Annotated in this window: 26 protein-coding genes; 13 read left to right on the forward strand and 13 right to left on the reverse strand. The window is 59.2% G+C overall.

Annotated elements, in window-relative coordinates:
* Positions 1–170: 170 nt before the first annotated feature.
* From thrS to K7A42_RS21685, 4 genes are all read right to left on the reverse strand, one after another.
* Positions 171–2174, reverse strand: coding sequence for a threonine--tRNA ligase (gene thrS, locus K7A42_RS21670; RefSeq protein ID WP_282455843.1), 2004 nt, complete (start codon positions 2172–2174; stop codon positions 171–173).
* A gap of 125 nt (positions 2175–2299) precedes the next feature.
* Positions 2300–2824 (reverse strand): DUF1697 domain-containing protein, encoded by a 525-nt coding sequence (locus tag K7A42_RS21675; RefSeq protein ID WP_282455844.1) that lies wholly within the window; start codon positions 2822–2824, stop codon positions 2300–2302.
* Positions 2821–3180 (reverse strand): membrane protein insertion efficiency factor YidD, encoded by a 360-nt coding sequence (gene yidD, locus K7A42_RS21680; protein WP_004442241.1) that lies wholly within the window; start codon positions 3178–3180, stop codon positions 2821–2823. Before yidD ends, K7A42_RS21675 begins: the two co-directional genes overlap by 4 nt.
* 3 nt (positions 3181–3183) lie before the next feature.
* Entirely contained in the window at positions 3184–3630 is a 447-nt protein-coding gene (locus K7A42_RS21685) for an iron-sulfur cluster assembly scaffold protein (protein WP_282455845.1), read from the reverse strand.
* 281 nt (positions 3631–3911) lie between these two features.
* Between K7A42_RS21685 and folE the strand changes: the two genes are divergently transcribed.
* From folE to K7A42_RS21700, 3 genes are all read left to right on the forward strand, one after another.
* A complete protein-coding gene (folE, locus tag K7A42_RS21690; protein ID WP_003495569.1) occupies positions 3912–4538 on the forward strand; it encodes a GTP cyclohydrolase I FolE in 627 nt (208 codons plus the stop codon).
* Between the two features lie 127 nt (positions 4539–4665).
* Positions 4666–5118, forward strand: a complete 453-nt coding sequence (gene hisI, locus K7A42_RS21695; RefSeq protein ID WP_045533743.1) for a phosphoribosyl-AMP cyclohydrolase — start codon at positions 4666–4668, stop codon at positions 5116–5118.
* Positions 5119–5212: 94 nt separating this feature from the next.
* Positions 5213–6145 carry a patatin-like phospholipase family protein gene (locus K7A42_RS21700; protein ID WP_004442259.1) on the forward strand — a complete coding sequence of 311 codons (933 nt, stop codon included), beginning with the start codon at positions 5213–5215 and terminating at the stop codon, positions 6143–6145.
* A gap of 144 nt (positions 6146–6289) precedes the next feature.
* Here K7A42_RS21700 and K7A42_RS21705 read toward each other — a convergent pair whose 3' ends face one another.
* Both K7A42_RS21705 and K7A42_RS21710 read right to left on the reverse strand, forming a co-directional pair.
* Entirely contained in the window at positions 6290–6724 is a 435-nt protein-coding gene (locus K7A42_RS21705) for a CBS domain-containing protein (protein WP_006698832.1), read from the reverse strand.
* 154 nt (positions 6725–6878) lie between these two features.
* Positions 6879–7616: a rhomboid family intramembrane serine protease gene (locus tag K7A42_RS21710; RefSeq protein WP_004442265.1), complete on the reverse strand. Its 738-nt coding sequence runs from the start codon at positions 7614–7616 to the stop codon at positions 6879–6881.
* 353 nt (positions 7617–7969) lie between these two features.
* On the opposite strand from K7A42_RS21710, the gene K7A42_RS21715 reads away from it, so the two are divergent.
* Both K7A42_RS21715 and K7A42_RS21720 read left to right on the forward strand, forming a co-directional pair.
* Positions 7970–8524, forward strand: a complete 555-nt coding sequence (locus K7A42_RS21715; RefSeq protein ID WP_004442267.1) for a PAS domain-containing protein — start codon at positions 7970–7972, stop codon at positions 8522–8524.
* A gap of 172 nt (positions 8525–8696) precedes the next feature.
* Entirely contained in the window at positions 8697–9314 is a 618-nt protein-coding gene (locus K7A42_RS21720) for a PilZ domain-containing protein (protein ID WP_022556297.1), read from the forward strand.
* A gap of 195 nt (positions 9315–9509) precedes the next feature.
* On the opposite strand, the gene K7A42_RS21725 is transcribed toward K7A42_RS21720, so the two are convergent.
* Entirely contained in the window at positions 9510–9770 is a 261-nt protein-coding gene (locus K7A42_RS21725; RefSeq protein WP_282455846.1) for a hypothetical protein, read from the reverse strand.
* A gap of 245 nt (positions 9771–10015) precedes the next feature.
* Here K7A42_RS21725 and K7A42_RS21730 point away from each other — a divergent pair, with 245 nt between their 5' ends.
* A complete protein-coding gene (locus K7A42_RS21730) occupies positions 10016–10621 on the forward strand; it encodes a transglutaminase-like cysteine peptidase (protein WP_004442271.1) in 606 nt (201 codons plus the stop codon).
* A gap of 73 nt (positions 10622–10694) precedes the next feature.
* Here the strand turns inward: K7A42_RS21730 and K7A42_RS21735 are convergent, their stop codons facing one another.
* Complete coding sequence (locus K7A42_RS21735; RefSeq protein WP_004442274.1) at positions 10695–11129, reverse strand: DUF1489 family protein; 435 nt, start codon at positions 11127–11129, stop codon at positions 10695–10697.
* A gap of 65 nt (positions 11130–11194) precedes the next feature.
* Positions 11195–12598 (reverse strand): L-serine ammonia-lyase, encoded by a 1404-nt coding sequence (locus K7A42_RS21740; RefSeq protein WP_037092522.1) that lies wholly within the window; start codon positions 12596–12598, stop codon positions 11195–11197.
* 650 nt (positions 12599–13248) lie between these two features.
* Here K7A42_RS21740 and K7A42_RS21745 point away from each other — a divergent pair.
* The gene (locus tag K7A42_RS21745; RefSeq protein ID WP_004442278.1) at positions 13249–13596 is read left to right on the forward strand and encodes a hypothetical protein; all 348 of its coding nucleotides are present in this window, start codon (positions 13249–13251) and stop codon (positions 13594–13596) included.
* A gap of 9 nt (positions 13597–13605) precedes the next feature.
* Here K7A42_RS21745 and K7A42_RS21750 read toward each other — a convergent pair whose 3' ends face one another.
* Positions 13606–14370: a phosphodiester glycosidase family protein gene (locus tag K7A42_RS21750; protein WP_282455847.1), complete on the reverse strand. Its 765-nt coding sequence runs from the start codon at positions 14368–14370 to the stop codon at positions 13606–13608.
* A 109-nt stretch (positions 14371–14479) separates the two neighbouring features.
* Positions 14480–14641 carry an entericidin A/B family lipoprotein gene (locus K7A42_RS21755; protein ID WP_004442283.1) on the reverse strand — a complete coding sequence of 54 codons (162 nt, stop codon included), beginning with the start codon at positions 14639–14641 and terminating at the stop codon, positions 14480–14482.
* A 188-nt stretch (positions 14642–14829) separates the two neighbouring features.
* Between K7A42_RS21755 and K7A42_RS21760 the strand changes: the two genes are divergently transcribed.
* Entirely contained in the window at positions 14830–15606 is a 777-nt protein-coding gene (locus K7A42_RS21760; RefSeq protein WP_034498985.1) for a formyl transferase, read from the forward strand.
* 90 nt (positions 15607–15696) lie between these two features.
* Positions 15697–16617 carry a methylenetetrahydrofolate reductase gene (locus K7A42_RS21765; RefSeq protein WP_034498988.1) on the forward strand — a complete coding sequence of 307 codons (921 nt, stop codon included), beginning with the start codon at positions 15697–15699 and terminating at the stop codon, positions 16615–16617.
* Positions 16618–16662: 45 nt separating this feature from the next.
* Here the strand turns inward: K7A42_RS21765 and K7A42_RS21770 are convergent, their stop codons facing one another.
* Positions 16663–17601, reverse strand: coding sequence for a LysR family transcriptional regulator (locus K7A42_RS21770; RefSeq protein WP_169692031.1), 939 nt, complete (start codon positions 17599–17601; stop codon positions 16663–16665).
* A 70-nt stretch (positions 17602–17671) separates the two neighbouring features.
* Between K7A42_RS21770 and K7A42_RS21775 the strand changes: the two genes are divergently transcribed.
* Together K7A42_RS21775 and K7A42_RS21780 are read left to right on the forward strand one after the other, a co-directional pair.
* Positions 17672–17890, forward strand: a complete 219-nt coding sequence (locus tag K7A42_RS21775) for a DUF1127 domain-containing protein (RefSeq protein ID WP_004442294.1) — start codon at positions 17672–17674, stop codon at positions 17888–17890.
* A 271-nt stretch (positions 17891–18161) separates the two neighbouring features.
* Positions 18162–19202, forward strand: a complete 1041-nt coding sequence (locus K7A42_RS21780; protein ID WP_004442297.1) for a GlxA family transcriptional regulator — start codon at positions 18162–18164, stop codon at positions 19200–19202.
* A gap of 237 nt (positions 19203–19439) precedes the next feature.
* Here K7A42_RS21780 and K7A42_RS21785 read toward each other — a convergent pair whose 3' ends face one another.
* Positions 19440–20915 (reverse strand): NAD(P)H-hydrate dehydratase, encoded by a 1476-nt coding sequence (locus K7A42_RS21785; protein ID WP_282455848.1) that lies wholly within the window; start codon positions 20913–20915, stop codon positions 19440–19442.
* Between the two features lie 357 nt (positions 20916–21272).
* Between K7A42_RS21785 and K7A42_RS21790 the strand changes: the two genes are divergently transcribed.
* Complete coding sequence (locus K7A42_RS21790) at positions 21273–21611, forward strand: P-II family nitrogen regulator (RefSeq protein WP_003515720.1); 339 nt, start codon at positions 21273–21275, stop codon at positions 21609–21611.
* 70 nt (positions 21612–21681) lie between these two features.
* Positions 21682–23091 (forward strand): type I glutamate--ammonia ligase, encoded by a 1410-nt coding sequence (gene glnA, locus K7A42_RS21795; RefSeq protein ID WP_004442307.1) that lies wholly within the window; start codon positions 21682–21684, stop codon positions 23089–23091.
* Positions 23092–23096: the final 5 nt, after the last annotated feature.

A 23096-nucleotide genomic window follows, 5' to 3' on the forward strand; every position in this document is an offset into this window, starting at 1 on the left:
AGCGACGACGCGTCTGTCGTCGTGAAGAGAGTCTTTCGCGATCAAGGACTTGATCGCGCTGGACCCCGGATCTAGTCCGGGATGACGGAGCTGAATGCGTCGCCTTTGGCAGTGAAATTACCCGCACATCCCCACAAACAAAACGGCCCCCGAAGGGGCCGTAACTGTTATTAGGCAACCTGCTTCTTCGCCGCAAGCTTGCGCTTCACATCCGGCGGCGTCGCTTCGTCCACGAGGCTGGTGATTGCCTCCTCAAGCGACATCGATGTCTGGTTCTGCGAGCCGAGACGGCGGATGTTGACGGTGCGCTCTTCCGCTTCCTTGCGGCCGCAGACGATAATGACAGGAACCTTGGTCACCGAGTGCTCGCGGATCTTGTAGTTGATCTTTTCGTTGCGGAAGTCGGTCTCGACCGCCATGCCCGCTTCGCGCAGCGCTTCCGCAACCTCACGACCATAATCATCCGCATCAGAGGTGATCGTCGCGACCACGACCTGGAGCGGTGCGAACCATAGCGGCATGTGACCGGCGAAGTTCTCGATCAGGATACCCAGGAAGCGCTCCATCGAGCCGCATATGGCGCGATGGATCATCACCGGCTGCGTCTTTTCCGAGTTCTGGTCGATATAGAAGGCGCCGAAACGCTCAGGCAGGTTGAAGTCCACCTGCGTCGTGCCGCACTGCCATTCGCGGCCGATGGCGTCCTTCAGGGTATATTCGAACTTCGGTCCGTAGAAGGCACCCTCACCCGGCAGGATGCCGGTCTTGATGCGTCCCTCCGACTGTTCCTCGATGGTCTTCAGAACCTCCATCATCACGCTTTCGGCGCGATCCCACAGATCGTCGGAACCAACGCGCTTTTCCGGGCGCGTGGAGAGCTTGACGACAATTTCGCTGAAGCCGAAATCTTCGTAGACGGAAAGGATCAGATCGTTGATCCGCAGGCATTCCGCCGCCATCTGCTCTTCCGTGCAGAAGACATGCGCATCATCCTGCGTAAAGCCACGAACACGCATCAGGCCGTGCAAAGCGCCGGACGCTTCATAACGGTGCACATTGCCGAATTCAGCAAGACGAACCGGCATTTCGCGGTAAGACTTCAAGCCATGCTTGAAAATCTGCACGTGACCGGGGCAGTTCATCGGCTTGAGCGCAAAGACGCGCTGATCGGCTTCCTCGTCATCGGGATGGGTAAAGGCATGGGCGGATTTCACCGCGAACATGTTTTCCTGATACCAGCCCCAGTGACCGGAGGTTTCCCACAGCGACTTGTCGAGCACCTGCGGCGCGTTGACTTCCTGATAGGTGTTGGCGAGCCGCCGGCGCATATAGGCCGTCAGCGTCTGGAACATGCGCCAGCCCTTGCCGTGCCAGAACACGACGCCCGGACCTTCTTCCTGGAAATGGAACAGGTCCATTTCGCGGCCGAGACGGCGGTGGTCGCGTTTTTCGGCTTCGGCCAGAACGTGAAGGTAATTATCGAGCTCCTCCTGCGTCGCCCAGGCGGTGCCATAGATGCGTGACAGCATTGCATTGTTGCTGTCGCCGCGCCAATAGGCGCCGGCCACCTTCATCAGTTTGAAGGCAGTGCCGATCTGGCCGGTGGAAGCCATATGCGGGCCACGGCAAAGATCGAACCAGTCGCCCTGATAATAGATCTTCAGGTCCTGACCTTCCGGAATCGCATCGACCAGCTCGACCTTGTAATTCTCGCCCTTGGCGGCGAAGACTTTCTTGGCCTTTTCACGCGACCAGACTTCACGGGTAAACGGCTTGTTGCGCTGAATGATTTCCTTCATGCGCTTTTCGATCTTCGGCAGATCTTCCGGCGTGAAGGGCTCGTTCTTGGCGAAGTCGTAATAAAAGCCGTTCTCGATAACAGGGCCGATCGTCACCTGCGTGCCGGGCCACAGTTCCTGCACGGCCTCGGCCATGACGTGGGCGGCATCGTGGCGGATGAGCTCAAGTGCACGCTTGTCTTCGCGCGTGACGATCTCGATCTTGCCATCGGTGATGGTGTCGGACAAATCGCGCACGGTGCCATCAAGCGTTATGGCGACGGCTTTCTTGGCGAGCGATTTGGAGATGGATTCGGCAACCTCGCGGCCGGTCGTGCCGGGGGCGTAGCTGCGGACGGAACCATCGGGAAATGTAAGGGAAACGGCTTCAGACATCGTCTAGTGCTCCTGTCCAGTCCCGCCAACGAATGCGGGTGGTGTTGGAATAATGATTTGCCCGCGACAGGCGGGCACGCAGGCTGATAAAGGCTTTTGCCATTGCAGTCAAAGGTGAAGGCCGCTCAGCGAAGCATTTCCGCGAGACCATTGACCGTGTTGGCGTTGCGGGTCGTGCCTATACCGAGCCTTCTTGTGGTCAGCGCAGACAGCAGCCTGCTCTCGCTCGGTTTGCCCTTGAAATCGATCCACAAGTCACCGCCGATCACGGCGATCGTCTCCTGTCGGCGGTACTTATCGAGAAATCCAAGGATACCTTCGCCAAGCGGTTCACGCATCACCCGCACGCAGACATCCGGCGGATTGCCCTTGGCGAAGGGATTGTCCGCCGCCAGCTTCAGCCAGTCGCCGCCGGAACGAACGAGAATATCGACATGTTTGCCGAAGCGATCTTCGAAGGCGCGCTCCAGCCTGTCCTCTATCTCGCGGACAGGTGCCGCTTCAGCGCGAAAAACAAGATTTCCGGTCGCGACAAGCGTCCTGCAGTCGGTAAATTCCAGCTCTTCCGCCATGGCCCTGAGATCGGCCATGACAAGCCGCTTGCCCACGCCGAGAACGATGCTGTGCAGCAGGGCCACATAGTCATTCATCGATGTCGGCTCCAGTAGCGCCACGGCATCCACCAGCGCCTGCTTCCATCAAGTACTTCCGGCACCGGATCCAGACCGCTTGTGCCGCCCGGTCCGCAGCGCGCCACACGAAACAGCGTCATCCAGCCGCCGGCCCAAAGCCCGTGGCGGGCAATCGCCTCGTAGCCATATTCCGAACAGGTGGGGATATGGCGGCAGGAGTTTCCGATGAAGCCGGAAAGCGTCAATTGATAAAGCCTGATAAAGCCGACACCGAAAAGCCGTCCTGGCGTCCTGGCAAAGCTGCCCGTCCAGTTACGTGATCGCCCGGATTTCACCTCGGTCTGCTGGTGCCGGCAGCCCGGTTCGCCGCACATGGCCTAACCCGCGGCGTCGAGAGCCTGCCGGCCTTCGATCTGGTCGAGCGCATCGACCACGGCTTCGAAGGTCAGCATGGTGGAGGCGTGGCGGGCCCTGAAATCCCTGACCGGTGACAGCACACGCATGTCCTCGAAACGGCCCGTCGGGCCATCGCCACCCTGTTTCAACATGGCAAGCATGTCTTCCCGCGCCTGCCGGACTTCGCCGCTGGAGGCCCCGACGATGTGGTGCGCCATGATGGAGGCGGAGGCCTGGCCGAGCGCACAGGCACGAACCTCGTGCGAAAACGCCGTTACGATACCGTCTTCGACTTTCAGATAGACCTTCAGCTTCGAACCGCACAGCCGGGAGTGTTTCTCGGCGCTGGCGTCAGCATCCTCAAGAACGCCGATGAGCGGGATATTCCCGGCAAAGTCCAGAATGCGATTATTGTAGATATCGTCCATCATTGGTGCCCGGCGCGCTCAAGAATGCCCAAAACAGGACAGGTCAAATTTTTCTAACACAGCGTTTGTCGCAGTGAAGCTTTCCTGCCCTTCATTCTCATTATATGCTAACGAGCTTTCTGGACATCAAGCCGTGATCAAATTAACGGCTCCGATACCGAAAAAACAGCATCGGCCTTGCCAAAATGCTATAAAACAACCAGATAGCAGCAACTGCGAACATGGGTTCGCGATGTAAAACGAATTCAGGTGCGGCCTTTACCCGCATCGGGAGAGACGGAATGGATGCGATCGTGAAGAATTTCCCCGGCGCTGGCGCAAAACCCGACGTGGCTGAAGCTCGCCCGAGCCAGGCTGAAGCGGAAGAAGCAGTGCGCGTTCTCTTGCGCTGGGCTGGAGAAAATCCCGCCCGCGAAGGACTTCTGGATACGCCGAAGCGCGTCGCCAAGGCCTATCGCGAGCTTTTTGCCGGTTACGAGCTGAATGTTCAGGACGTGCTCGGCACGACCTTCGAGGAAGTCGGCGGTTATGACGATGTGGTGCTGGTGCGCGACATTCCGTTCTTCTCCCATTGCGAACACCATATGGTGCCGATCGTCGGCAAGGCGCATGTCGCCTATCTTCCGGCCGGTCGCGTGCTTGGCCTGTCGAAGATCGCCCGCGTTGTCGAAATCTTCGGCCGCCGCCTGCAGACGCAGGAAAACATGACCGCGCAGATCGCAAGATCGATCGAGGAAACCCTGAAACCGCGCGGCGTGGCCGTCATGATCGATGCCGAACATATGTGCATGTCCATGCGCGGCGTCAACAAGCAGGGGTCGACCACCCTCACCACCTCCTTTACCGGCACGTTCAAGAACGACCCGGCCGAACAGGTGCGCTTCATGACCATGGTGCGGAACCGTTAAGCACCGGCCCGAAAGCCGTAATGCGGCTTTCGGAAAATCCGATGCGCAAGAAAATTCAGAGTGGCGGGCGCTCTTCCGTTTCATCCGCCCCTCTCATCGTTCCGCCAGATGATTTTCCGAGGTTGCCATGTCCATTCCCTTTCCGTCCGCGCCCGTGGACAAGGAAGCGCTTGAAAACGCAGGTCTCTTTTCGCCGAAATTCGACGCCCACGGCCTCGTCACAGCCGTAGTCACCGACGCGCGCGATGGCGAACTGCTGATGGTCGCCCATATGAATGCACAGGCCCTGTCGCTGACGCTTGAGACCGGCATCGCCCACTATTACAGCCGTTCGCGCGACAAGATCTGGAAGAAGGGCGAAACGTCGGGCAACCTGCAGACCGTGAAGGAATTCCGCACCGATTGCGATCAGGACGCCGTGTGGCTGAAGGTCTCGGTCGCCGGCCACGATGCTACCTGCCACACCGGCCGCCGCTCCTGCTTCTACCGCACGGTCGAACTGGCTGATGGCCAGGCGGTGACGAAAATCACCGACGATACGCGCCATTTCGATCCGGCGACAACCTATTCAGGCACATAAACCGCCGCCTTCCATCGGCCGCACCAATTTGCTACCAATATAGCGGGTTCCGGGGCCAAGGGCGGAACCCGAAGAACTGGCAGGGAGTGCGGTCATGTTGGGATGGGGAAATCGTCAGAACCACCTTGCGGCGGGTAACACCGACGTCATCGGCAATGAACCGCCCGTTACACAGATCGTCGATAAACACCGGATAGCGCTCGCGCTTGGCGGTGGCGCAGCCCGCGGCTGGGCCCATATCGGTGTCCTGCGGGCCCTCGATGAAGCGGGCGTCAAGATCGGCATGATCGCCGGCACCTCGATCGGCGCGCTGGTTGGCGGATGTTATCTCGCCGGCAAGCTCGATGAGCTTGAGGAATTCGCCCGCTCGCTAACGATGCGCCGCATTGCCGGCCTGCTGGATCTCACGATCGGCGGCGGCGGGCTCTTCGGCGGAATGCGGCTCACAAAACGAATGCAGGAGCATCTGGAAGGGCTGCGCGTCGAAAGCCTCGATCATCCCTTCATCGCCGTCGCGACGGAGTTGCGCACGGGTCATGAAGTCTGGATTCACCAGGGTGATCTCGTGACCGCCTTGCGTTCATCCTATGCGCTGCCCGGCATCTTCGAACCCGTGCAATGCAACGGCCGCACCCTCATCGATGGCGCCCTCGTCAATCCCGTGCCGGTTTCGGTCTGCCGGGCCTATGAGCAGGCGCTGGTCGTGGCGGTAAACCTCAATTACGATCTCTTCGGCCGCTCCGCCGTCGTCAAGCACGCCGCTGCACCGCCCGGCGGCGCACCGCACGACAGCGCGCCGCGCCCCGGCCTGCCGGGCGTCATGGTGCAGGCCTTCAACATCATTCAGGACAGGATTTCGCGCTCGCGTCTGGCAGGTGATCCGCCCGATCTGATGCTTCATCCCCGCATCAACGATATCGGACTGTCGGAATTCCATCGCGCCAGTGAAGCCATCGATAGGGGATATCAGGAAACGCGCGCGCGCATTCCGGAACTGGAGCGCATGCAGCAGGCGTTCCGGCGGTGAGGCGAGAAGCTCGCTCATTCCTGTGCCTGTCGCGGGAATCCAGCCGATGCGCGTCTGCGTGGCGGTAGGAACTCCTTTCAGCCCAAGGACTTGGGCTGACTAGATTCCTGTGACGAGCACAGGAATGAGGGAGAGGACACTAACTCACCCGGCAATATAAGCCTTGATATGCTCCGCTTCGGCCTCGATTTCACCGATCCGCGCCTTCACCACGTCGCCGATGGAGATGATGCCGGCAAGGCGGCCATTCTCTTCGACCGGCACATGCCTGAAGCGCCCGCCCGTCATGATTTCCATCAGCTCATCGGTGGTGGAATCGTGGTGACAGCGGATGACATTTTTGGTCATGGCCACTGAAACGGATTGCTGGAGAGAAGCGGCACCCTGGCCCGCCACGGCCTTTACGAGATCGCGTTCCGTGAAGATGCCGAGAACGACACCATCGCCATCGGTCACGACGACGGAACCGATCTTATGTGCGTGCAGCGTGGCCGCGGCCTCACCGATGCTGACCTCAGGATTGACAGTCACGACGTCCCGGCCCTTGCGGTCGAGAAGATCCTTTACGAATGTTGGCATGCCTTCCTCCTCTTTGCAGCGATCCGCAGTGCCGCAGTCTCCCCCGGCGGTTGCAAATCATGAGGTATGGTGCGCTGAGGCCCGCGTGAATGCAATCCCGGATGGGACGCCCGAAAGCAAATTTGCGCCACGCCCGACAAGGAGCGTGATCGGCCTAGCGTAACGGGCGATCGAAAAGGCCGAAGAACAGGAAGCCGAGCAGAAACCCGAAAACATGGGCATCCCAGGCGATCTGACCGCCGACATCGCCGAACAGCGGCACGCCGACCGCAATCAGCACATTGCCGAACAGCCACATCAGCGTGAAGATCAGCACCGTACGGTTGGAGAGCGCCGCAAGAATGCTCTGCCGCGGCATCAGATGGCCGAAAGACGCGCTATATCCGCCCCGCGCCGGAAAGGCGAACCGGCAGGCCGCTCCCATCAGCGCCGAAACGACACCGGACGCTCCGATCAGCACCGTCACGTCCCCCCAGTTCAGAACGGCGTGGCCAAAGGCCGAAACGGCGGCGGAAATGCACCATAACAGCACGAAACGCACTGTTCCGATCCGGCGCAGAACCGGCGCGCCGAAGGCCATCAGCCACAATCCGTTAAAGAGGATATGCTCGATACCGCCATGCAGGAAAGAATAGGTCACCGGCGTCCACAGCCATTCCAGCCCCTGCTGGGAAAACGGCACCGCATAACGCAGCGGAATGAAGCCGAAGGTGAAGATGAACCAGCCATTGCCTTCCTCCGACAGAAGATAGGCGGGAACGACATAAGCAACGATTAGCGCGACCAGGATGCCCACCAGCAGCGATGGCAGATTGAAGACGGGATTGTTCGCATCGTCTTTCGGCTCCGGCGTTTCCGAAACCGGCGGCTGTTCGCCGTCCTCGTAGGACATGGTTCATCCCTGTCTTGGTCGAATTTTGCGTTTCCCGAGCAATATAGGAAGCCTGAAAGAAAAAAAAGCCGTCCCGCCTTCGAAGCGCGCGACGCCGGAACCGTAACCGGAAAAGGCGCCAGGCCAAAAACGGTCCGGCTTGCAGGCCCACCGTAAAAGAACGGGCGGGGCCATTAAATCGTGCTGAAGGAGCTTTCCCCGACAGGGCCGCACCGATGCCACGACAAATGCCGTCAGGCAATATCAACCCTTTGTTAACCTTAACAAATCCAGTTGGCACGAAAATCGCTACACCTCCAGATACAGACGTTCGGATGGACATGATGTCCCAAAAACGAACATGGAGAGATGCTATGAAGAGCATGGCCGGACTGGAGATATACGCCTATTGGGATGAATTGCGCGGCAAGAGCGCCGCTCCACGCCGCGAGGACATTGAACCCTCGAAGCTCAAGACTCATCTCGGCGACCTTTTCATCCTGACAGACAAAGGAGAGGAAACACCCTTCTTCCGTCTTGCCGGCACCCGTCTTTGCGACCTGTTCGGCCGCGAATTGCGGGACCGCCCGTTTTCAGAACTCTGGCCGGCGGCCGGCGCGTCCTTTCCCTGTCGCGTGGCGCTCGGCATCCTGCAACATCAATTGCCCGTGGTCTTCGACATCGATGCTGACGACGGCTACGGCGATGAACCCCTGGCGTTCGAAATGCTGCTGCTGCCACTGCGCACGGAAGCAGGTGTCGCCCCGCGGCTCCTCGGCGCGCTGCTTCCACAGCAGCCACGGCACCACACATTGATGGTGCCGATACACTGTCTGTCGATGAAAAGCAGCCGGCTGCTGCGTATGGACATCACCCCGGCCGGATATTCGGCCAATGCCGCAGCCGCATTACGAACGGGTAGATGCTGAGGCGTCCAGGATCGACGAAGCGATGCTGAAAGCCCATGGCCGCACGGAGCGCGGGGCAACGAAACGTAACGATTTGGTCGATTAGAAAAATTGTAGAGATTAGGCAATACAGTCTGTTAACTCGCACAGGGTAGAAACGGACGATCATCATTCATTACAATTTGCGCTGCCCATGTTTTCGTCCCGTTCGGTCAACACCGCCCAAATTCTGCGCCCGGTTGAGGAAGTTCGCCTCGACGACGCCGTGCGTGTGTCCTTCAATGGCCGCCTCATGTTGCCCGATCACGAAGAATATGATTGCACCGCCACCGAGATGACCGCCGAGAGAGCGCAATTCACCTGCCCGGGTGTCGCCCGCAATGGCGATCGCGTCATCGCCTATCTCCAGCATATCGGCCGGATCGAAGGCACGGTGACGTCGCTGACGGCATCCGGTTTCCTCATCGCCATCAATGCGCCGGAGCGCAAACGCGAAAAGCTCGCCGCCCAGCTCGCATGGATCGCCAAGCGTCAGTTGCTGGGCCTGCCGGAAGACCGTCGCCACGACCGCCTGACCCCGCGCAATGCCAGGGCGCAGCTGGTTCTCGAAGACGGCATGCTCGTCGCCTGCCGCCTGATCGACCTGTCGCTCTCGGGCGCAGCAATCGAGATCGAACACCGGCCGCCGCTCGGAAGCCGCGTCCAGCTCGGCAAAAACATGAGTGGCAAGATCGTGCGTCACTTCATGGAAGGCGTCGCCGTTGAATTCGATCGTGTCCAGTCACCCGACGCATTGATCGAGTTTCTTTAAAAAGGCCCCGCACGGCCCGACGCCATTCCCCGCAAAGCGTGAAGTCAGGCAGCGGACAAGGCTGCAGTCAGTCCATCGCACCGTGATGGGCAGTCGGGACCGGGCGGCTTTTTCAACGCACCTTTACCGCAGCCTCGCCCCCTCGTCCCTGCCCGAAAATCCGGTCGGCGTGTGTTCGCGACGCGGATATCCCGTTCAAAAACAAGTCCGCGGACGCAGTTTGCCGCTTTCGACCTGTCGCCCAAACAACGTCCCGACAGGAACGCTCACCTTGGTAATTTGCGGCACGACCGGGTCACAGACATAGCCTGCAACACGCCGTCCGAACTTTTTTCGAGAAAAAAGCAGTTTTTCTGAAGTTTTTTTCGGCGCTTTTTCGACGCGTGCCAGCAAGGAACACCCATCCCAAAACGGGAAATCCCCTACATCGCCCGCTTCCGCTACGGCGATGAACATGGGTATGAAAACACCTGCGAACGAAAAATCGCTGTCGATACAGCGGCATAAATGGCTACCAAAAACCTAAAGCCGGAATGCGTAAAATTCTAATAAAATTTGCTTCAAACACGTGTAAAAAACACTTCAAATTCAGTTCAAAACATCGGCTAATTTGCTGAAATTTAAGCTCAAATTGCGCCACGCAAATTTCCGCCGGGTCAAAAAATACCTGCGAATGTCTCCTCAACACGGGGAGACAAGCAATGAACAACAACCGTATCGTTTTCATCCTGATCGCGTTCATCGTCGGCGCCTTCGCACAGCAGGCCAGCGCATCGCCGGCAGCCGTCATGCGCGTCATCGGCAAGGCCAATCCACCGATCGGTCATTATGAATTCTGCCAGACCTATCAGAGCGAGTGCCAGCCGACTTCGCTGGACAATGGCCCGATGAAGCTGACGGAAGAGCGCTGGAAGACGATGCTTGACGTCAACTACACCGTCAACACCACGATCACGCCGATGACCGACATGGAAATCTACGGCGTCGAAGAACGCTGGGCCTATCCTACCACCGTCGGCGATTGCGAAGATTTCGTATTGTTGAAGCGCAAGATGCTGATGAACAAGGGTTTCTCCGCCTCCAACCTGCTGATCACCGTCGTTCTGCAGCCGAATGGCGAAGGCCATGCCGTTCTGACCGTTCGCACCGACCGTGGCGACTTCGTTCTCGACAATATGCGCAACAAAGTCATGAACTGGTCGGAAACCGAATATACCTATCTGAAGCGTCAGGACACCGCCAACCCGGGTCGCTGGGTGAAAATTCAGGATGGCCGCGCCACCAATGCAGTCGGCGGCATCAACTGACCAACCCGTCTCCCCAAATAAAAAAGCCGGCCACCAAAAAGGTGCCGGCTTTTTCATTTTCATCCATCATGCGTCAGAGCAGACCAAGTTCGGCCAGTTCGCGCCTGAGATCGGAAGGCATGTCCTCGCCGCCTCCTCCACCCCCGAGATCGCGCGGCGCCTCGTCATCCTTCAGGTAGCGCCAGCCCTGAAAGGGCCGCTTCGGCGCAGGTGAGGTCTCGATCACCTCCGGTCCGAGAACGAGATCGCAGCGCGAAATACCGTCGTCTCCCTTGAAAGAACGGATATCGAGCAGCTTCTGTCGAGCCTGCACCTGCCCCTTGATGACCCAGTAGAGTGAGCCGCCTTCAAGCAGTTCCTCTACCCGTTTGGGGATCATGCGGGTGGTGTGGACGCTGTGCGGCTCAAGGCCCGCAGCCATGGCGGTGAGCGAGCGCTGCGCGACCCAATCCCTCAGGTCCTGGAGTGAATCCGCGCCGACGCAAAGTTTGATGAGATGTAGAGGCATGTCTCTATCAATGCCTTTTTGCGGCGGGCGTCAAGCATGCCGGACATGCCGGGCGCCCAGCCCGCTCAACACTCCACAACGTTGACGGCAAGGCCGCCGGTTGAGGTTTCCTTGTATTTCTCGCTCATGTCGTTGCCGGTCTGGCGCATGGTTTCGATACAGGCATCCAGCGGCACGAAGTGCTGACCGTCGCCTTTCAGCGCCAGCGACGCCGCCGTGACCGCCTTGACCGCGCCCAGTGCGTTGCGTTCGATGCAGGGCACCTGCACCAATCCGGCGATCGGGTCGCAGGTCATGCCGAGATGATGTTCGAGCGCGATTTCCGCCGCATTCTCGATCTGCTCGGGCGATCCGCCCATCACCGCCGCGAGACCTGCCGCCGCCATGGCCGCAGCCGATCCCACTTCCCCCTGACAGCCCACCTCCGCGCCGGAAATCGACGCGTTATGCTTGATGATGCCGCCAATCGCTGCCGCCGTGAGGAGAAAGTCCCGCACGTCGTCGACGGTGGCATCCTCATGGAAATGCCGGAAATACCGCACTGTCGCCGGCACCACGCCCGCAGCGCCATTGGTGGGCGCGGTGACGACACGGCCGCCGGCAGCGTTCTCTTCGTTCACGGCCATGGCATAGACGCTCAACCAGTCATTCGCCATGACGGGATTCAACCGGTTGCTACGCCATTCCGCATTCAGTTTTTCATAGATCGAACGGGCGCGGCGACGCACCTTGAGGCCGCCGGGCATGATGCCGTCCACCTTCAGCCCGCGCTCGATACATCCGTTCATCGCGTCCCAAATCTGGTCCAGCCGTTCATTCAGCTCTTCGCGCGAAACAACCGTCTCCTCGTTCGCGCGTTTCATCTGGGCGATGGTGCGGCCGGACCGCGCGGCCATTTCCAGCATTTCCTTCGCCGTGGCGAAAGGATAGGGCACGCGCGGGCCGTTATCGATGGTCTTGCCGCGCTGCTTGATCGCCTCCAGTTCCGTGTCGGTGACGACAAAGCCACCGCCGACGGAATAATAGATGCGCTTGACCAGCAGCCTGCCCTGGTTATCGAAAGCGGAGAAGGTCATGCCGTTCGCATGGCCCGGCAGCGGGTTCTTCTTGTCGAAGACGAGATCTTCGGCCGTCCGGAACTCGTAGGTCGGATGGCCGGGCGGCGTAACCGTACCGGCCTTCTCCACCGCCTCTATGATGGCGTCCATCGCGTCGGGATCGACAAGGTCCGGCCGCTCGCCGGTCAGGCCGAGAATGACTGCCCGGCCGGTGCCATGACCAATGCCGGTGAAGGCGAGAGACCCGTGCAGGCTGACCTTCAGGCGCGCAACGGCGGCACCGGCGGGGCGCGGCCACTCGTCGCTGAGGATCAGCGCCAGAAAGCGGTTGGCCGCCGTCATCGGTCCCATCGTATGCGAACTGGAAGGACCGATACCGATCTTGAAGACGTCAAAGACCGAAAGAAACATTGAGTTTTTCCTGCGTAATGGATTCCGTCACATCATATCCAAAGCTGGAACTTATCGCCACAAAAGAGCGGCACCGGCTTTTGCAGCTGCGACATGGGCCTACCGGAAACGAAAACAGCACGGTTTCCAGAGGAAAACCGCGCCGTTTCAAAACCCGTCAATCAGGAGAGATGCTTATGGGCTGCCAAAAATGTACGTCAATGCGAGAAAAGCGGCAAAGCCTGCGAGTGCGCGCAACGTGACGCCCCAGCAGGATTTCTGAGCGGTTTCTTCCATGATTACTCCAGCTATTCACTCTCCGGGGGATCTTCAAGACCCGGCCCGTGGAGGAAGCATTTATTAAAATCCGGCGCGGAAGGCAAATGCAAAAAGCGGCTAAATGAAGGCGTTTTCGACGGGCTGCCATTCGCGCCTTGCATAGGTATGTTAAAAAACAAAGCGTTAGCGCGATCCTGAAATCAGTGCCATTTCTGGCCTCGCCGCAATTTAGGCTAAAGTGTAACCGTTTTTTAAAGGTTTCATACAAACACCTGTTGAAAACGGCGGACGCGGGCACGTTGCGGTCGCAATTCTTCCGCTGAAACCCATCTTGAATGGCTGCGACCGCTGCTTTATCGACCATGGTCAAACAGCAACGATGCGAGTCCCACATGCAGACATCCTCTTTCCCCGACCGTGAAACTGTTGCTTCGAAACTGACCTCGCTTGCGAGTGAGGATAAGGCCTGGGTGTCGTTGCTGATGGAGAACGCGCTGCAGGACGAGAACCTGCTGGCAGGCCTTAACCTTTATCTCGACCAGCAGGCCGGCGCCCGTTTTCTTAATAGCCTGAAGCTTGAAGCCACCGGTGAATGGCTGGGTGGCCACGCCCCTGCCCGCCTGCAAATCCGCCTCGCGGAAATTGCGAAGGCAAGCCAGCATCCTGCTTATCTCGCCTTCCGCAAGGGGCTGACGGCTTCCGCCGGCCTTGAAAAAGCCTATCCCAAGGCGCCGATCTGATCGGCTCGACTAATGCGGCACCCTGTCGACCACGGCGATGATCGGCCCCATGGGGAACAGTGAATCTCGCCTCTTCATCGCGGGAATATCGACGCTGGAAATGGTGCCGTCGAGATAGAGCGCATTCGGTGAATCCAGCACATCCCTGAACAGCGTGGCGAAATCGTAAAAGCGCACGGTATTGTCCGAAATAGCAAAATGTACCATGCCATCGCGAGAGATTCCGACGCCGTTGCGGCGCTTCAAGCTGTCGCTGTCGGGCAGAAAACGCGGATGCAGTCCGCCGTCGATAACAAGCATCGGCCCGGACTGGGTGGCAAAATCGGGCTTCGGGTCGGCCGCCAGATAGGCTTCGGTCGCCAGCACGCCCGCCCTGTGATCCTTCAGGTAAAACACGCCATTCGGAAGAAGATGGAAATTGCCCCAGCCACCGCGGGTGCTGAGTGGCGAACGTTCCACGCCGTTTTCGATAAACAGCCCGACCGGGGAATAATCGGAATGATACATGCCGCCATTCATGGCGAAGACACTGAACATGTGCTGACGCCAGAGCGCGGAGGATAGATCGGCGAAAGATCGATATCCCTGTCCTGAGACATGGTCGCGGTCGTAAATCCGGATGGTGCTTTTCGCCGGATCGAAACTGCAGACGGTATAGCGGCCGCCCGCATGATCCACGATTCTGCAGAAATCCACCTGCCCGCCCGCTTGGGCCGAAAATGGCAGCAGCAACGGCAACAGCAGCTTCGCCAGTCTTTTCATCGATCTGTTCATGCCCACCCCGTGATTCTCTTCAGGGGGACATTCGCAGGGAAATTCGGTCAAAGAAAAGGCGTCACCCTGGCTTCAGGGAGACGCCGGACTTTCAGAAGGGGAGATGTCGTCAGCGACGGGCGGCGCGGTCGACGCTGCGGCCGGCATCCTGGGTCGCATCCACGGCGTTCGCCGTATCCCGGCCCATGCCGCGAATGGTGTTGCCGCAAGAGCTGAGCGTCACGACGGTCAGCAGAGCCACGAAAACGGTCGAAAGAATGCGTGTGATCATTTGAAACTACTCCCCTATGACTTGCCGTCCGAGGCAAGCGCCGATGTGATATGCGTCACAATAACGTGAGTCCCAAAATTCGGTTCCAGCGGCGTTTCAAAAAATCCTGTCGATGAAAATTAACATGGTTTTGAGCTTCGCGAGGGAAACTGCGCGTGGATCGTGGCTTGAGAAATCCAGTGGGTGACATGACTGACATCAATAATCGGCTTCTGGTGATGACGGCGGGCGGCGTGAACCCTAACGTCATGATCAATGCGCTGGCAGCGCGATTTCCCGACATCCATGTGTTCATGGAACAGCCCGAAAGCAAATCGGCCATCCTCAAGCGCCGGGCAAGACGCCTCGGCTGGATTGTAGCAGTGGGCCAGCTGGCGACGATGGTCGCATCGCGGCTCGGCAAACGCTTCACGGTACGAAGAAGCAAAGAGATCATTGCGGAGCATGGTCTCCTGCCTGATCTGGGCGGCACCATTCCGGTCACGCATTTCGCCTCGCTGAACGATGAAGAATGTCGCAAGGCCGCCAATCTCCTGAAACCGGCTGTCATCTTCACCATTTCCTGCCGTCTGCTGACGCCGGCGACGCTCAGGGACCTGCACTGCCCCATTATCAATTTTCACGCCGGCATCAACCCGGCCTATCGCGGCCAGATGGGTGGATACTGGGCGCTGGTGGAAAAGGACCGGGGCAATTTCGGCGCAACCGTGCATCTCGTTGACAAGGGTGTGGATACCGGCGCCACACTTTACGAAAAACGGCTGAAACCCTCACCTTCCGACACCATCGCCACCTATCCCCTTCTCTTGACAGCAGCCTCGGTCGATATCGCTATCAATGCCATCGAAGACGCCTTGTCCGGCAGCCTTGCGCCGCAGCCGCCCTCGCCCGGAAAGTCGGTGCTCCGCTTTCCACCAACGATCTGGACATGGCTCTGGAACGGTCTGACGAAACGGGTCTGGTAGCGCCGCCAGCACCGCGCTCGGCTCAAGCTTCGTCGCAGATGCAGGGCTGTCTTGCCGCAACAGGCACAGACTTGGCCTCAAAAACGGTGCATGATAATCAAAAGGATCATGCACACATTGCCCGATATCTCCGCCACTTCCGTCATCCCTGCCTCCATCGAGGCCTCACCCGCGCAGGTGCTTGGCCCGGCAAGTCTTGCCGGTCTTTTTCCGCAGGGCGTGCGCGTTTATCTGACAGATACCGGAGCCGCCTCGCAGGTGAAGCTGGTCGATGCCGCAAAGCATCTGCGTGATCTCGGTTATGAGCCCGTTCCGCACCTTGCGGCCCGCCGTATCGCCTCTCGCATCGATTTCGAGGAACAGGTGAAGCGGCTTGCCGGCGACGCCGGCGTGACCGACGTGCTGGCGGTCGGCGGTGGCGTCGAGAAGCCAGAGGGCCCGTTCACGTCTACCATCGACATGCTTTCCACGGGCATTTTCGACCGTTGCGGCATCAGGCATATCGCAATTGCCGGTCATCCGGAAGGCAGCCCCGATTTCAACGACGAAACGGCGACGGCCGCGTTGCGGCTGAAACGCGATTTTGGCGAAAGAACCGACGCCGCCATGCGCATCGTCACCCAGTTCGGTTTTGATTCCGCCCGCTTCATCGCCTGGGCAGAGGGGCTTGCCGCATCCGGTATCGATCTGCCGGTGCATATCGGCGTTTCCGGCCCGGCCAAGATCACCACGCTCCTGAAATACGCCGCGCTCTGCGGTGTCGGCAATTCCATTGCCTATCTCAAGAAAAACGCGCTTTCCCTGACGACGCTTGCCAGGGGCCATTCACCGGAAAGCATCGTCGGGCCGATCGAACGGCACTGGCGGGACAATCCGCAAGGACCGATCCGGCAGATCCATGTCTTTCCCTTCGGCGGGCTGCAGGCGTCGTCAGACTGGCTGGTCAGTCGTGGCAGCTGGCGGACCGAAAACGCGGATCACGCCGCAGCGACGGGTTCGGTGGCGATCTAAGCGGCGCGTCGACGGCGCATGATGGCCGTGACGCGTTCCTTCGCCTCATGCCGCCTTCGCAACCTCGACGAAGGCATTGCGAATGCTTTCCGCCACTGCGAGCACCGGCCGCGACGCCTTGTCGCCCATAATCAGCCGGATATCGAAATAGCCGAGTTCCGGCAGGCCTTCCTTCTCACCCAGAATGACCATGTCGTTCAGCACATAGGATCGTGGCAGCGGCGCGATGGCGAGATCTGCGGCAATCGCCGCACGCTGTGCCATCGTGTGGCCGCTGAGATAGGCCACGCGGAAATTGCGCCCACGTTTTTCCAGCGAATGAATCGCCTCCGAACGCCAGATGCAGCCCTCTTCCCATATCGAGATCGGCAACGGATCGCGCAGATAGGCCGTGCCGCATTTCGCACCCGCCCAGACGAGCCGTTCGCGCATCAGCACCTCGCCGGTATCCCTCAGCGGATGTGAAGCACAGTTGACGAGGGCGAGATCAAGACGCTGCTCGTCCATCCGCTTATAGAGATTGGAGCTGGCATCGATTGTGACGTCGATCATGATGCCGGGGAAAGCCTCGGCGAAACGCTTGAGAATGCCCGGCAGCAGCCCGCGCTCGCCAATATCCTCCGGTGCGCCGAGACGCACCACACCGGACAATTCGGGCATGACGAAACGCGACACGGCCTCGTTGGACAAGGCAATCATGCGGCGCGCATAAGTCAGAAGCGTCTCCCCATGAGCCGTCAATGTCACCGAACGCGCATCGCGCAGGAACAGCGTCGTTTTCAGCTGCTCTTCGAGCTTCTTGATCTGCATCGAAACGGCCGATGGTGTTCTGAACACGACTTCGGCGGCGGTCGAGAAGTTTCCCGTTTCCGCAATGGCGACGAAGGTCCTCAATATGTCGTTATCCAGCAACGGCAGCGGTTGGCGGAAAGTCACGGTCATGGCACGCACCTTCAAATATTTTGATTTATAGATGGATATCATTTCGTTTGATTGAATGTCAACAACGGCGCACCATCCTCACATCAATCGTGGTTCAGGAAAGGATGAAGACATGACCATGATACATTACCTTCCCGCGGCGAACCGCTCCCCGCATCGCCCGTCATCCGCCGGCTGGCTGCAGCGCCTGTCAGGCAATATCGCCTCCCATTATGCGTCATGGCGCCGTGCGAGGATGCTCCGCGCGCTGGAAGCGCTCCCGCCTGAAACATTGAAGGATATCGGATGGCCCACAACCGACAACTACGGCAGAAGCGTCATTCGCAAATGACCGCCGGCCGATGGCTCGCAGCCTTTCTTACGCCCGCGAGCCATCGCCCTCTGCGGGTAAATGGCGGCCCCCGGGCGTAAATTGGCCTGCCTGTTTTACATGCGACGCGACGCCCTTTAAAAAGGCTTGTCGCAAGTTTTGCATATTTCAAAAGCTATTTTTTGACAGCCCCGATTCCACGGCGTATTTTTCGTTAAAGATGTCGCATACAGGACATCCAGAAGACCAATTCCAAGGGAGGAATTGCGTATTCGCAACGGAGCACGGGCAAATGAGCAGAAACTCCCAGAAGAAGCGCTCAATCGTCTTTTTTCTCATTCCGCAATTTACCATGCTGCCCTTCGCCGCAGCGGTTGAAACGCTTCGCATCGCCAACCGAATGTTGGGCTACCAGGCCTATGAATGGCGCATCGCCTCGCTCGATGGCCAGAAGGTCATGTCATCGAGCGGCATCTGTCTTGAGGCCGATACCTGTCTTGCAGATGAGCGGCGTTATGTCAGCGGCGAAAACCGCCCGGAAATGGCAATCATCTGTTCGGGCATCGATGTGGATCAACACATCAACAAATCGGTCAACGCCTGGCTGCGCGAAGCCTATAATCGTGGTATCGCCATCGGCAGCCTTTGTACCGCCGCCCATATCCTTGCGCAGGCTGGCCTCCTCAACGGCAAACGTTGCGCGATCCACTGGGAAAACCTGCCCGGCTTTTCCGAAGCCTTCCCGCAGGTGGAAGTCTACGCAGATCTCTTCGAAGTCGACAGCAACATCTATACCTGCGCTGGCGGCACGGCCTCGCTCGACATGATGCTGAGCCTGATCGGCCAGGATTTCGGCGAGAACCTCGTCAACCGCGTCTGCGAACAGCAATTGACCGACCGCGTGCGCAGCCCCAACGACCGTCAGCGCCTGCCGCTGCGCGCCCGCCTTGGCGTGCAGAACAGCAAGGTTCTGTCGATCATCGAATTGATGGAAGGCAATCTTGCCGAGCCGCTGTCGCTGCTCGATATCGCCGACGCCGCCGATCTGTCGCGCCGGCAGGTGGAACGCCTCTTCCGCCAGGAAATGGGCCGCTCGCCCGCCCGCTATTACCTTGAAATCCGCCTTGACCGCGCCCGTCACCTGCTGGTGCAATCGGCCATGCCGGTGGTGGAAGTCGCCGTCGCCTGCGGGTTCGTGTCAGCGTCGCATTTCTCGAAGTGTTATCGCGAAATCTACAATCGCACCCCGCAGCAGGAGCGCGCCGAGCGCAAGCTGCTGATCAGTGCTTCGCGCATGGCAATGGCGAGCCAGGCAGGCAAGGCCGCCCATTGAAGGCGGAGTTGAAGGTCCCGAGCGCGACAGGACTTGTCTCAGAGCAAAAACCTGTCCTCCGTCATGCCGGACTAGATCCGGCATCCAGCCACCGCGCGTCTGCGCCGTGAGAAGAGTATTTCGCGATCAAGGACCTGATCGCGCTGGAGCCCGTATCCAGTCCGGGGTGACGAAGTGCGGATGATGGAACTGTGGTAAGAGCGCAGGTTCAGCGAGCAGCCAGCAAATCAGACCAATTCACCCAAACGGCCGAACCGCATGGGCGAGGTCCTCCGCCGTCATGCCGGCGCCCGCTCTGTCGCCCGCCTCGCCATGCAGCCAGACCCCGGCTGCAGCCGCTTCGAAGGCAGGTACGCCCTGCGCCAATAGCGCGCCGATGATACCGGCCAGAACGTCACCCGATCCCGCCGTCGCAAGGCTCGCCGGGGCGTTCGTATTGACCAGCGCCCGGCCATCGGGCGAAGCGATCACCGTGTCCGCACCCTTATAGACCAGAACCGCGCCGCTGCGCGCCGCAGCGACCTGCGCCTTCTCGATCTTGCTCAGCCTCCCATCGGCCGCCAGATCGGCAAACAGCCGGGCGAACTCGCCCTCATGCGGTGTCAGCACGAATTTGCCCGCACCGGAAGTGATAAGCTCGAACAGGACATCCGTATCATCCCTGAAGGCCGTGATCGCATCGGCATCCAGCACCACCGACTTGTCGCCAAGCAGCGACACGAATTGCCGCGCCTTTTCGAGATCGCCGAAGCCCGGGCCGAGAACGAAGGCGCCGTGACGCTCATCGTCAAGCCACACGCGCAGATCGTCGGCATTGTCCATCGGAACGTTCATCACGGCCGTCAATGTGACAGACAGCACGTCGAGCGCCGCTTTCGGCGCTGCGACAGTAACGATCCCCGCCCCCGCCTTCAGCGCTGAAAGCGCGGTCATGCGGCTAGCACCCGTCGCATGGGCGGGGCCCGAGAAGACCGTCAGGTGCCCCCTGCGGAATTTATGGGTCTCCATACCGGCGCGCGGCAAGGCATCCCGCCAGACAAACGGATTATTTTCCGCCACCGATCCCCTATGAGCATCGAGGATACGCAACGGTATGCCGATATCGAAAACCTCCAGCGCTCCGCAAAGCTCCCGCCCCGGCATCAGCAGATGACCCGGCTTGCGCGCCATGAAGGTGATCGTGCGCTCCGCCCTGAACGATGCGCCAAGCGCCACGCCACGCCGGCCGCAAAGCCCCGAGGGCAGATCCACGGCAAGAACCGGCACCTTCGCCTGCATGACCGCCTCCATCAGCCGGACTAACTCCGGCGGAACATCGCGGGACAGCCCGGCTCCGAACACGGCGTCGATCACCACGTCGCCGGAAAGAGGTGTATAGGCATCAAGCGGCAGCGGCGTCACGCCGCTCCGCTCCAAGGCCACGCGTGCACCCCCCTTGAGAAGGCCGATATCGCCGAGGTGATGGACAACGACTTTAGCGCCGCTTTGCGCCAGCGCCCGCGCCGCAACATAACCGTCACCTCCGTTATTCCCGCTGCCGCACAGGACGACGAAGCGCAGCGCCTGCGGGTAATGCCGAAGCGCCGAAGCAGCCACCGCCTGCCCCGCACGCTCCATCAAATCGTAAAGCGGGATGCCGGATTGGCCGGCTGCCGCATCGATGCGCGCCATCACAGCCGGGTCGATAAGGAGGAACTCGGAAATGGAGGTCATGCCACATCATTCCTTCAAAACGCAGGAAAGGCAATCGATACAAAAATAAGCAAAATTCGGAGACCAAAAAATACTCAAATGCATATAATATGTGCAATAGCTCAACCCGCGACCACAGCATAATCGAATTTTAAAAATTTCTAATATTAAAGAAAACCGCAGAAATGCTGATGGATTTTTCGGATTCTAGTGACGAATTGCCGGTAGAACCGCGAAAAGCGAATGCATTTTGTGCGGGAAAGGCCGCGGGGCGAAGTTTTTTCTTCAAGCCCGCTTCCGATCTGGCACAATACGTGCATTCTTGTGGCAGAGCGGGAGTTACCTGCTTTAACGGGAGAAGCGGAGAGATATTTTCTCATGAAAAAGATCGAAGCGATCATTAAGCCTTTCAAGCTCGACGAAGTGAAGGAAGCCCTTCAGGAAGTCGGACTTCAGGGAATCACGGTCACGGAAGCAAAAGGCTTTGGTCGTCAGAAAGGCCACACGGAACTCTACCGCGGTGCAGAGTACGTCGTGGACTTTTTGCCGAAAGTGAAAGTCGAAGTCGTATTGGCGGATGAGAATGCGGAAGCCGTCATCGAGGCGATCCGCAATGCGGCGCAGACCGGACGCATCGGCGACGGAAAGATTTTCGTTTCCAATGTCGAGGAAGTCATCCGCATCCGTACCGGTGAAACAGGCGTGGACGCCATATAATTAAAAAAGTCCCGAGCCGGGGAGGCTTGGGTTTTCACCTCGTCATCATCACACTCAAGGAAAAGTTTAAATGACGACCGCAAACGATATCTTGAAGCAGATCAAGGATAACGACATCAAGTTCGTGGACCTGCGCTTTACCGACCCCAAGGGCAAGCTGCAGCACGTCACCATGGACGTGGTATGCGTCGACGAAGACATGTTCGCCGACGGCGTCATGTTCGACGGCTCCTCGATCGCCGGCTGGAAGGCCATCAACGAGTCCGACATGGTGCTGATGCCAGATCCGGCCACCGCCCATGTCGACCCGTTCTTCGCCCAGTCCACCCTGGTCGTCCTTTGCGATATTCTCGACCCGGTCTCGGGCGAAGCCTATAACCGCGACCCGCGCGGCACCGCCAAGAAGGCCGAAGCCTACCTCAAGGCATCAGGTATCGGCGACACGGTTTTCGTCGGTCCCGAGCCTGAATTCTTCGTCTTCGACGACGTGAAATACAAGGCAGACCCCTACAACACCGGCTTCAAGCTCGATTCGTCCGAACTGCCGTCCAATGACGACACCGACTACGAGACCGGCAACCTCGGCCACCGTCCGCGCGTCAAGGGCGGTTATTTCCCGGTCCCGCCGATCGACAGCCTGCAGGACATGCGCTCCGAAATGCTGACGGTTCTCGCCGAAATGGGCGTCGTCGTTGAAAAGCATCACCACGAAGTGGCTGCCGCACAGCACGAGCTGGGCGTGAAGTTCGACACGCTGGTCTCCAGCGCCGACAAGATGCAGATCTACAAGTACGTTGTGCACCAGGTCGCCAATGCCTATGGCAAGACGGCAACCTTCATGCCGAAGCCGATCTTCGGCGACAACGGCTCGGGCATGCACGTTCACCAGTCGATCTGGAAGGGCGGCAAGCCGACCTTCGCAGGCGATGAATATGCCGGTCTTTCCGAAACCTGCCTGTACTACATCGGCGGCATCATCAAGCATGCCAAGGCCATCAACGCTTTCACCAACCCCACCACCAACTCCTACAAGCGTCTGGTGCCGGGTTATGAAGCGCCGGTTCTGCTCGCCTACTCCGCGCGCAACCGTTCCGCCTCCTGCCGTATCCCCTTCGGCTCCAACCCGAAGGCAAAGCGCGTCGAAGTCCGCTTCCCGGACCCGACCCAGAACCCCTATCTCGGTTTTGCGGCCATGCTGATGGCCGGCCTCGACGGCATCAAGAACAAGATCCATCCCGGCAAGCCGATGGACAAGGACCTTTACGACCTTCCTGCCAAGGAACTGAAGAAGATCCCGACCGTCTGCGGTTCGCTGCGTGAAGCGCTGGAAAGCCTCGACAAGGACCGCAAGTTCCTGACCGCAGGTGGCGTGTTTGACGACGACCAGATCGATAGCTTCATCGAACTGAAGATGCAGGAAGTCATGCGTTTCGAAATGACCCCTCACCCGGTCGAATTCGACATGTACTACTCGGCCTGATCGGC

The sequence above is a fragment of the Agrobacterium sp. InxBP2 genome (genome assembly GCF_026191755.1).
GTDB lineage: Bacteria > Pseudomonadota > Alphaproteobacteria > Rhizobiales > Rhizobiaceae > Agrobacterium > Agrobacterium pusense.

Coding starts and splice junctions, on each gene's coding strand:
- K7A42_RS21705 (WP_006698832.1), bottom strand. CDS start 6,724: ATGCCAACATTCGTAAAGGATCTTCTCGACCGCAAGGGCCGGGACGTC.
- K7A42_RS21770 (WP_169692031.1), bottom strand. CDS start 17,601: ATGATATCCATCTATAAATCAAAATATTTGAAGGTGCGTGCCATGACC.
- K7A42_RS21700 (WP_004442259.1), top strand. CDS start 5,213: ATGTTGGGATGGGGAAATCGTCAGAACCACCTTGCGGCGGGTAACACC.
- glnA (WP_004442307.1), top strand. CDS start 21,682: ATGACGACCGCAAACGATATCTTGAAGCAGATCAAGGATAACGACATC.
- K7A42_RS21725 (WP_282455846.1), bottom strand. CDS start 9,770: ATGTTCATCGCCGTAGCGGAAGCGGGCGATGTAGGGGATTTCCCGTTT.
- K7A42_RS21765 (WP_034498988.1), top strand. CDS start 15,697: ATGATAATCAAAAGGATCATGCACACATTGCCCGATATCTCCGCCACT.
- folE (WP_003495569.1), top strand. CDS start 3,912: ATGGATGCGATCGTGAAGAATTTCCCCGGCGCTGGCGCAAAACCCGAC.
- hisI (WP_045533743.1), top strand. CDS start 4,666: ATGTCCATTCCCTTTCCGTCCGCGCCCGTGGACAAGGAAGCGCTTGAA.
- K7A42_RS21790 (WP_003515720.1), top strand. CDS start 21,273: ATGAAAAAGATCGAAGCGATCATTAAGCCTTTCAAGCTCGACGAAGTG.
- K7A42_RS21675 (WP_282455844.1), bottom strand. CDS start 2,824: ATGAATGACTATGTGGCCCTGCTGCACAGCATCGTTCTCGGCGTGGGC.
- K7A42_RS21740 (WP_037092522.1), bottom strand. CDS start 12,598: ATGTTTCTTTCGGTCTTTGACGTCTTCAAGATCGGTATCGGTCCTTCC.
- K7A42_RS21760 (WP_034498985.1), top strand. CDS start 14,830: ATGACTGACATCAATAATCGGCTTCTGGTGATGACGGCGGGCGGCGTG.
- K7A42_RS21735 (WP_004442274.1), bottom strand. CDS start 11,129: ATGCCTCTACATCTCATCAAACTTTGCGTCGGCGCGGATTCACTCCAG.
- K7A42_RS21685 (WP_282455845.1), bottom strand. CDS start 3,630: ATGGACGATATCTACAATAATCGCATTCTGGACTTTGCCGGGAATATC.
- thrS (WP_282455843.1), bottom strand. CDS start 2,174: ATGTCTGAAGCCGTTTCCCTTACATTTCCCGATGGTTCCGTCCGCAGC.
- K7A42_RS21750 (WP_282455847.1), bottom strand. CDS start 14,370: ATGAACAGATCGATGAAAAGACTGGCGAAGCTGCTGTTGCCGTTGCTG.
- K7A42_RS21755 (WP_004442283.1), bottom strand. CDS start 14,641: ATGATCACACGCATTCTTTCGACCGTTTTCGTGGCTCTGCTGACCGTC.
- K7A42_RS21715 (WP_004442267.1), top strand. CDS start 7,970: ATGAAGAGCATGGCCGGACTGGAGATATACGCCTATTGGGATGAATTG.
- K7A42_RS21710 (WP_004442265.1), bottom strand. CDS start 7,616: ATGTCCTACGAGGACGGCGAACAGCCGCCGGTTTCGGAAACGCCGGAG.
- K7A42_RS21775 (WP_004442294.1), top strand. CDS start 17,672: ATGACCATGATACATTACCTTCCCGCGGCGAACCGCTCCCCGCATCGC.
- K7A42_RS21720 (WP_022556297.1), top strand. CDS start 8,697: ATGTTTTCGTCCCGTTCGGTCAACACCGCCCAAATTCTGCGCCCGGTT.
- K7A42_RS21780 (WP_004442297.1), top strand. CDS start 18,162: ATGAGCAGAAACTCCCAGAAGAAGCGCTCAATCGTCTTTTTTCTCATT.
- K7A42_RS21730 (WP_004442271.1), top strand. CDS start 10,016: ATGAACAACAACCGTATCGTTTTCATCCTGATCGCGTTCATCGTCGGC.
- yidD (WP_004442241.1), bottom strand. CDS start 3,180: ATGTGCGGCGAACCGGGCTGCCGGCACCAGCAGACCGAGGTGAAATCC.
- K7A42_RS21785 (WP_282455848.1), bottom strand. CDS start 20,915: ATGACCTCCATTTCCGAGTTCCTCCTTATCGACCCGGCTGTGATGGCG.
- K7A42_RS21745 (WP_004442278.1), top strand. CDS start 13,249: ATGCAGACATCCTCTTTCCCCGACCGTGAAACTGTTGCTTCGAAACTG.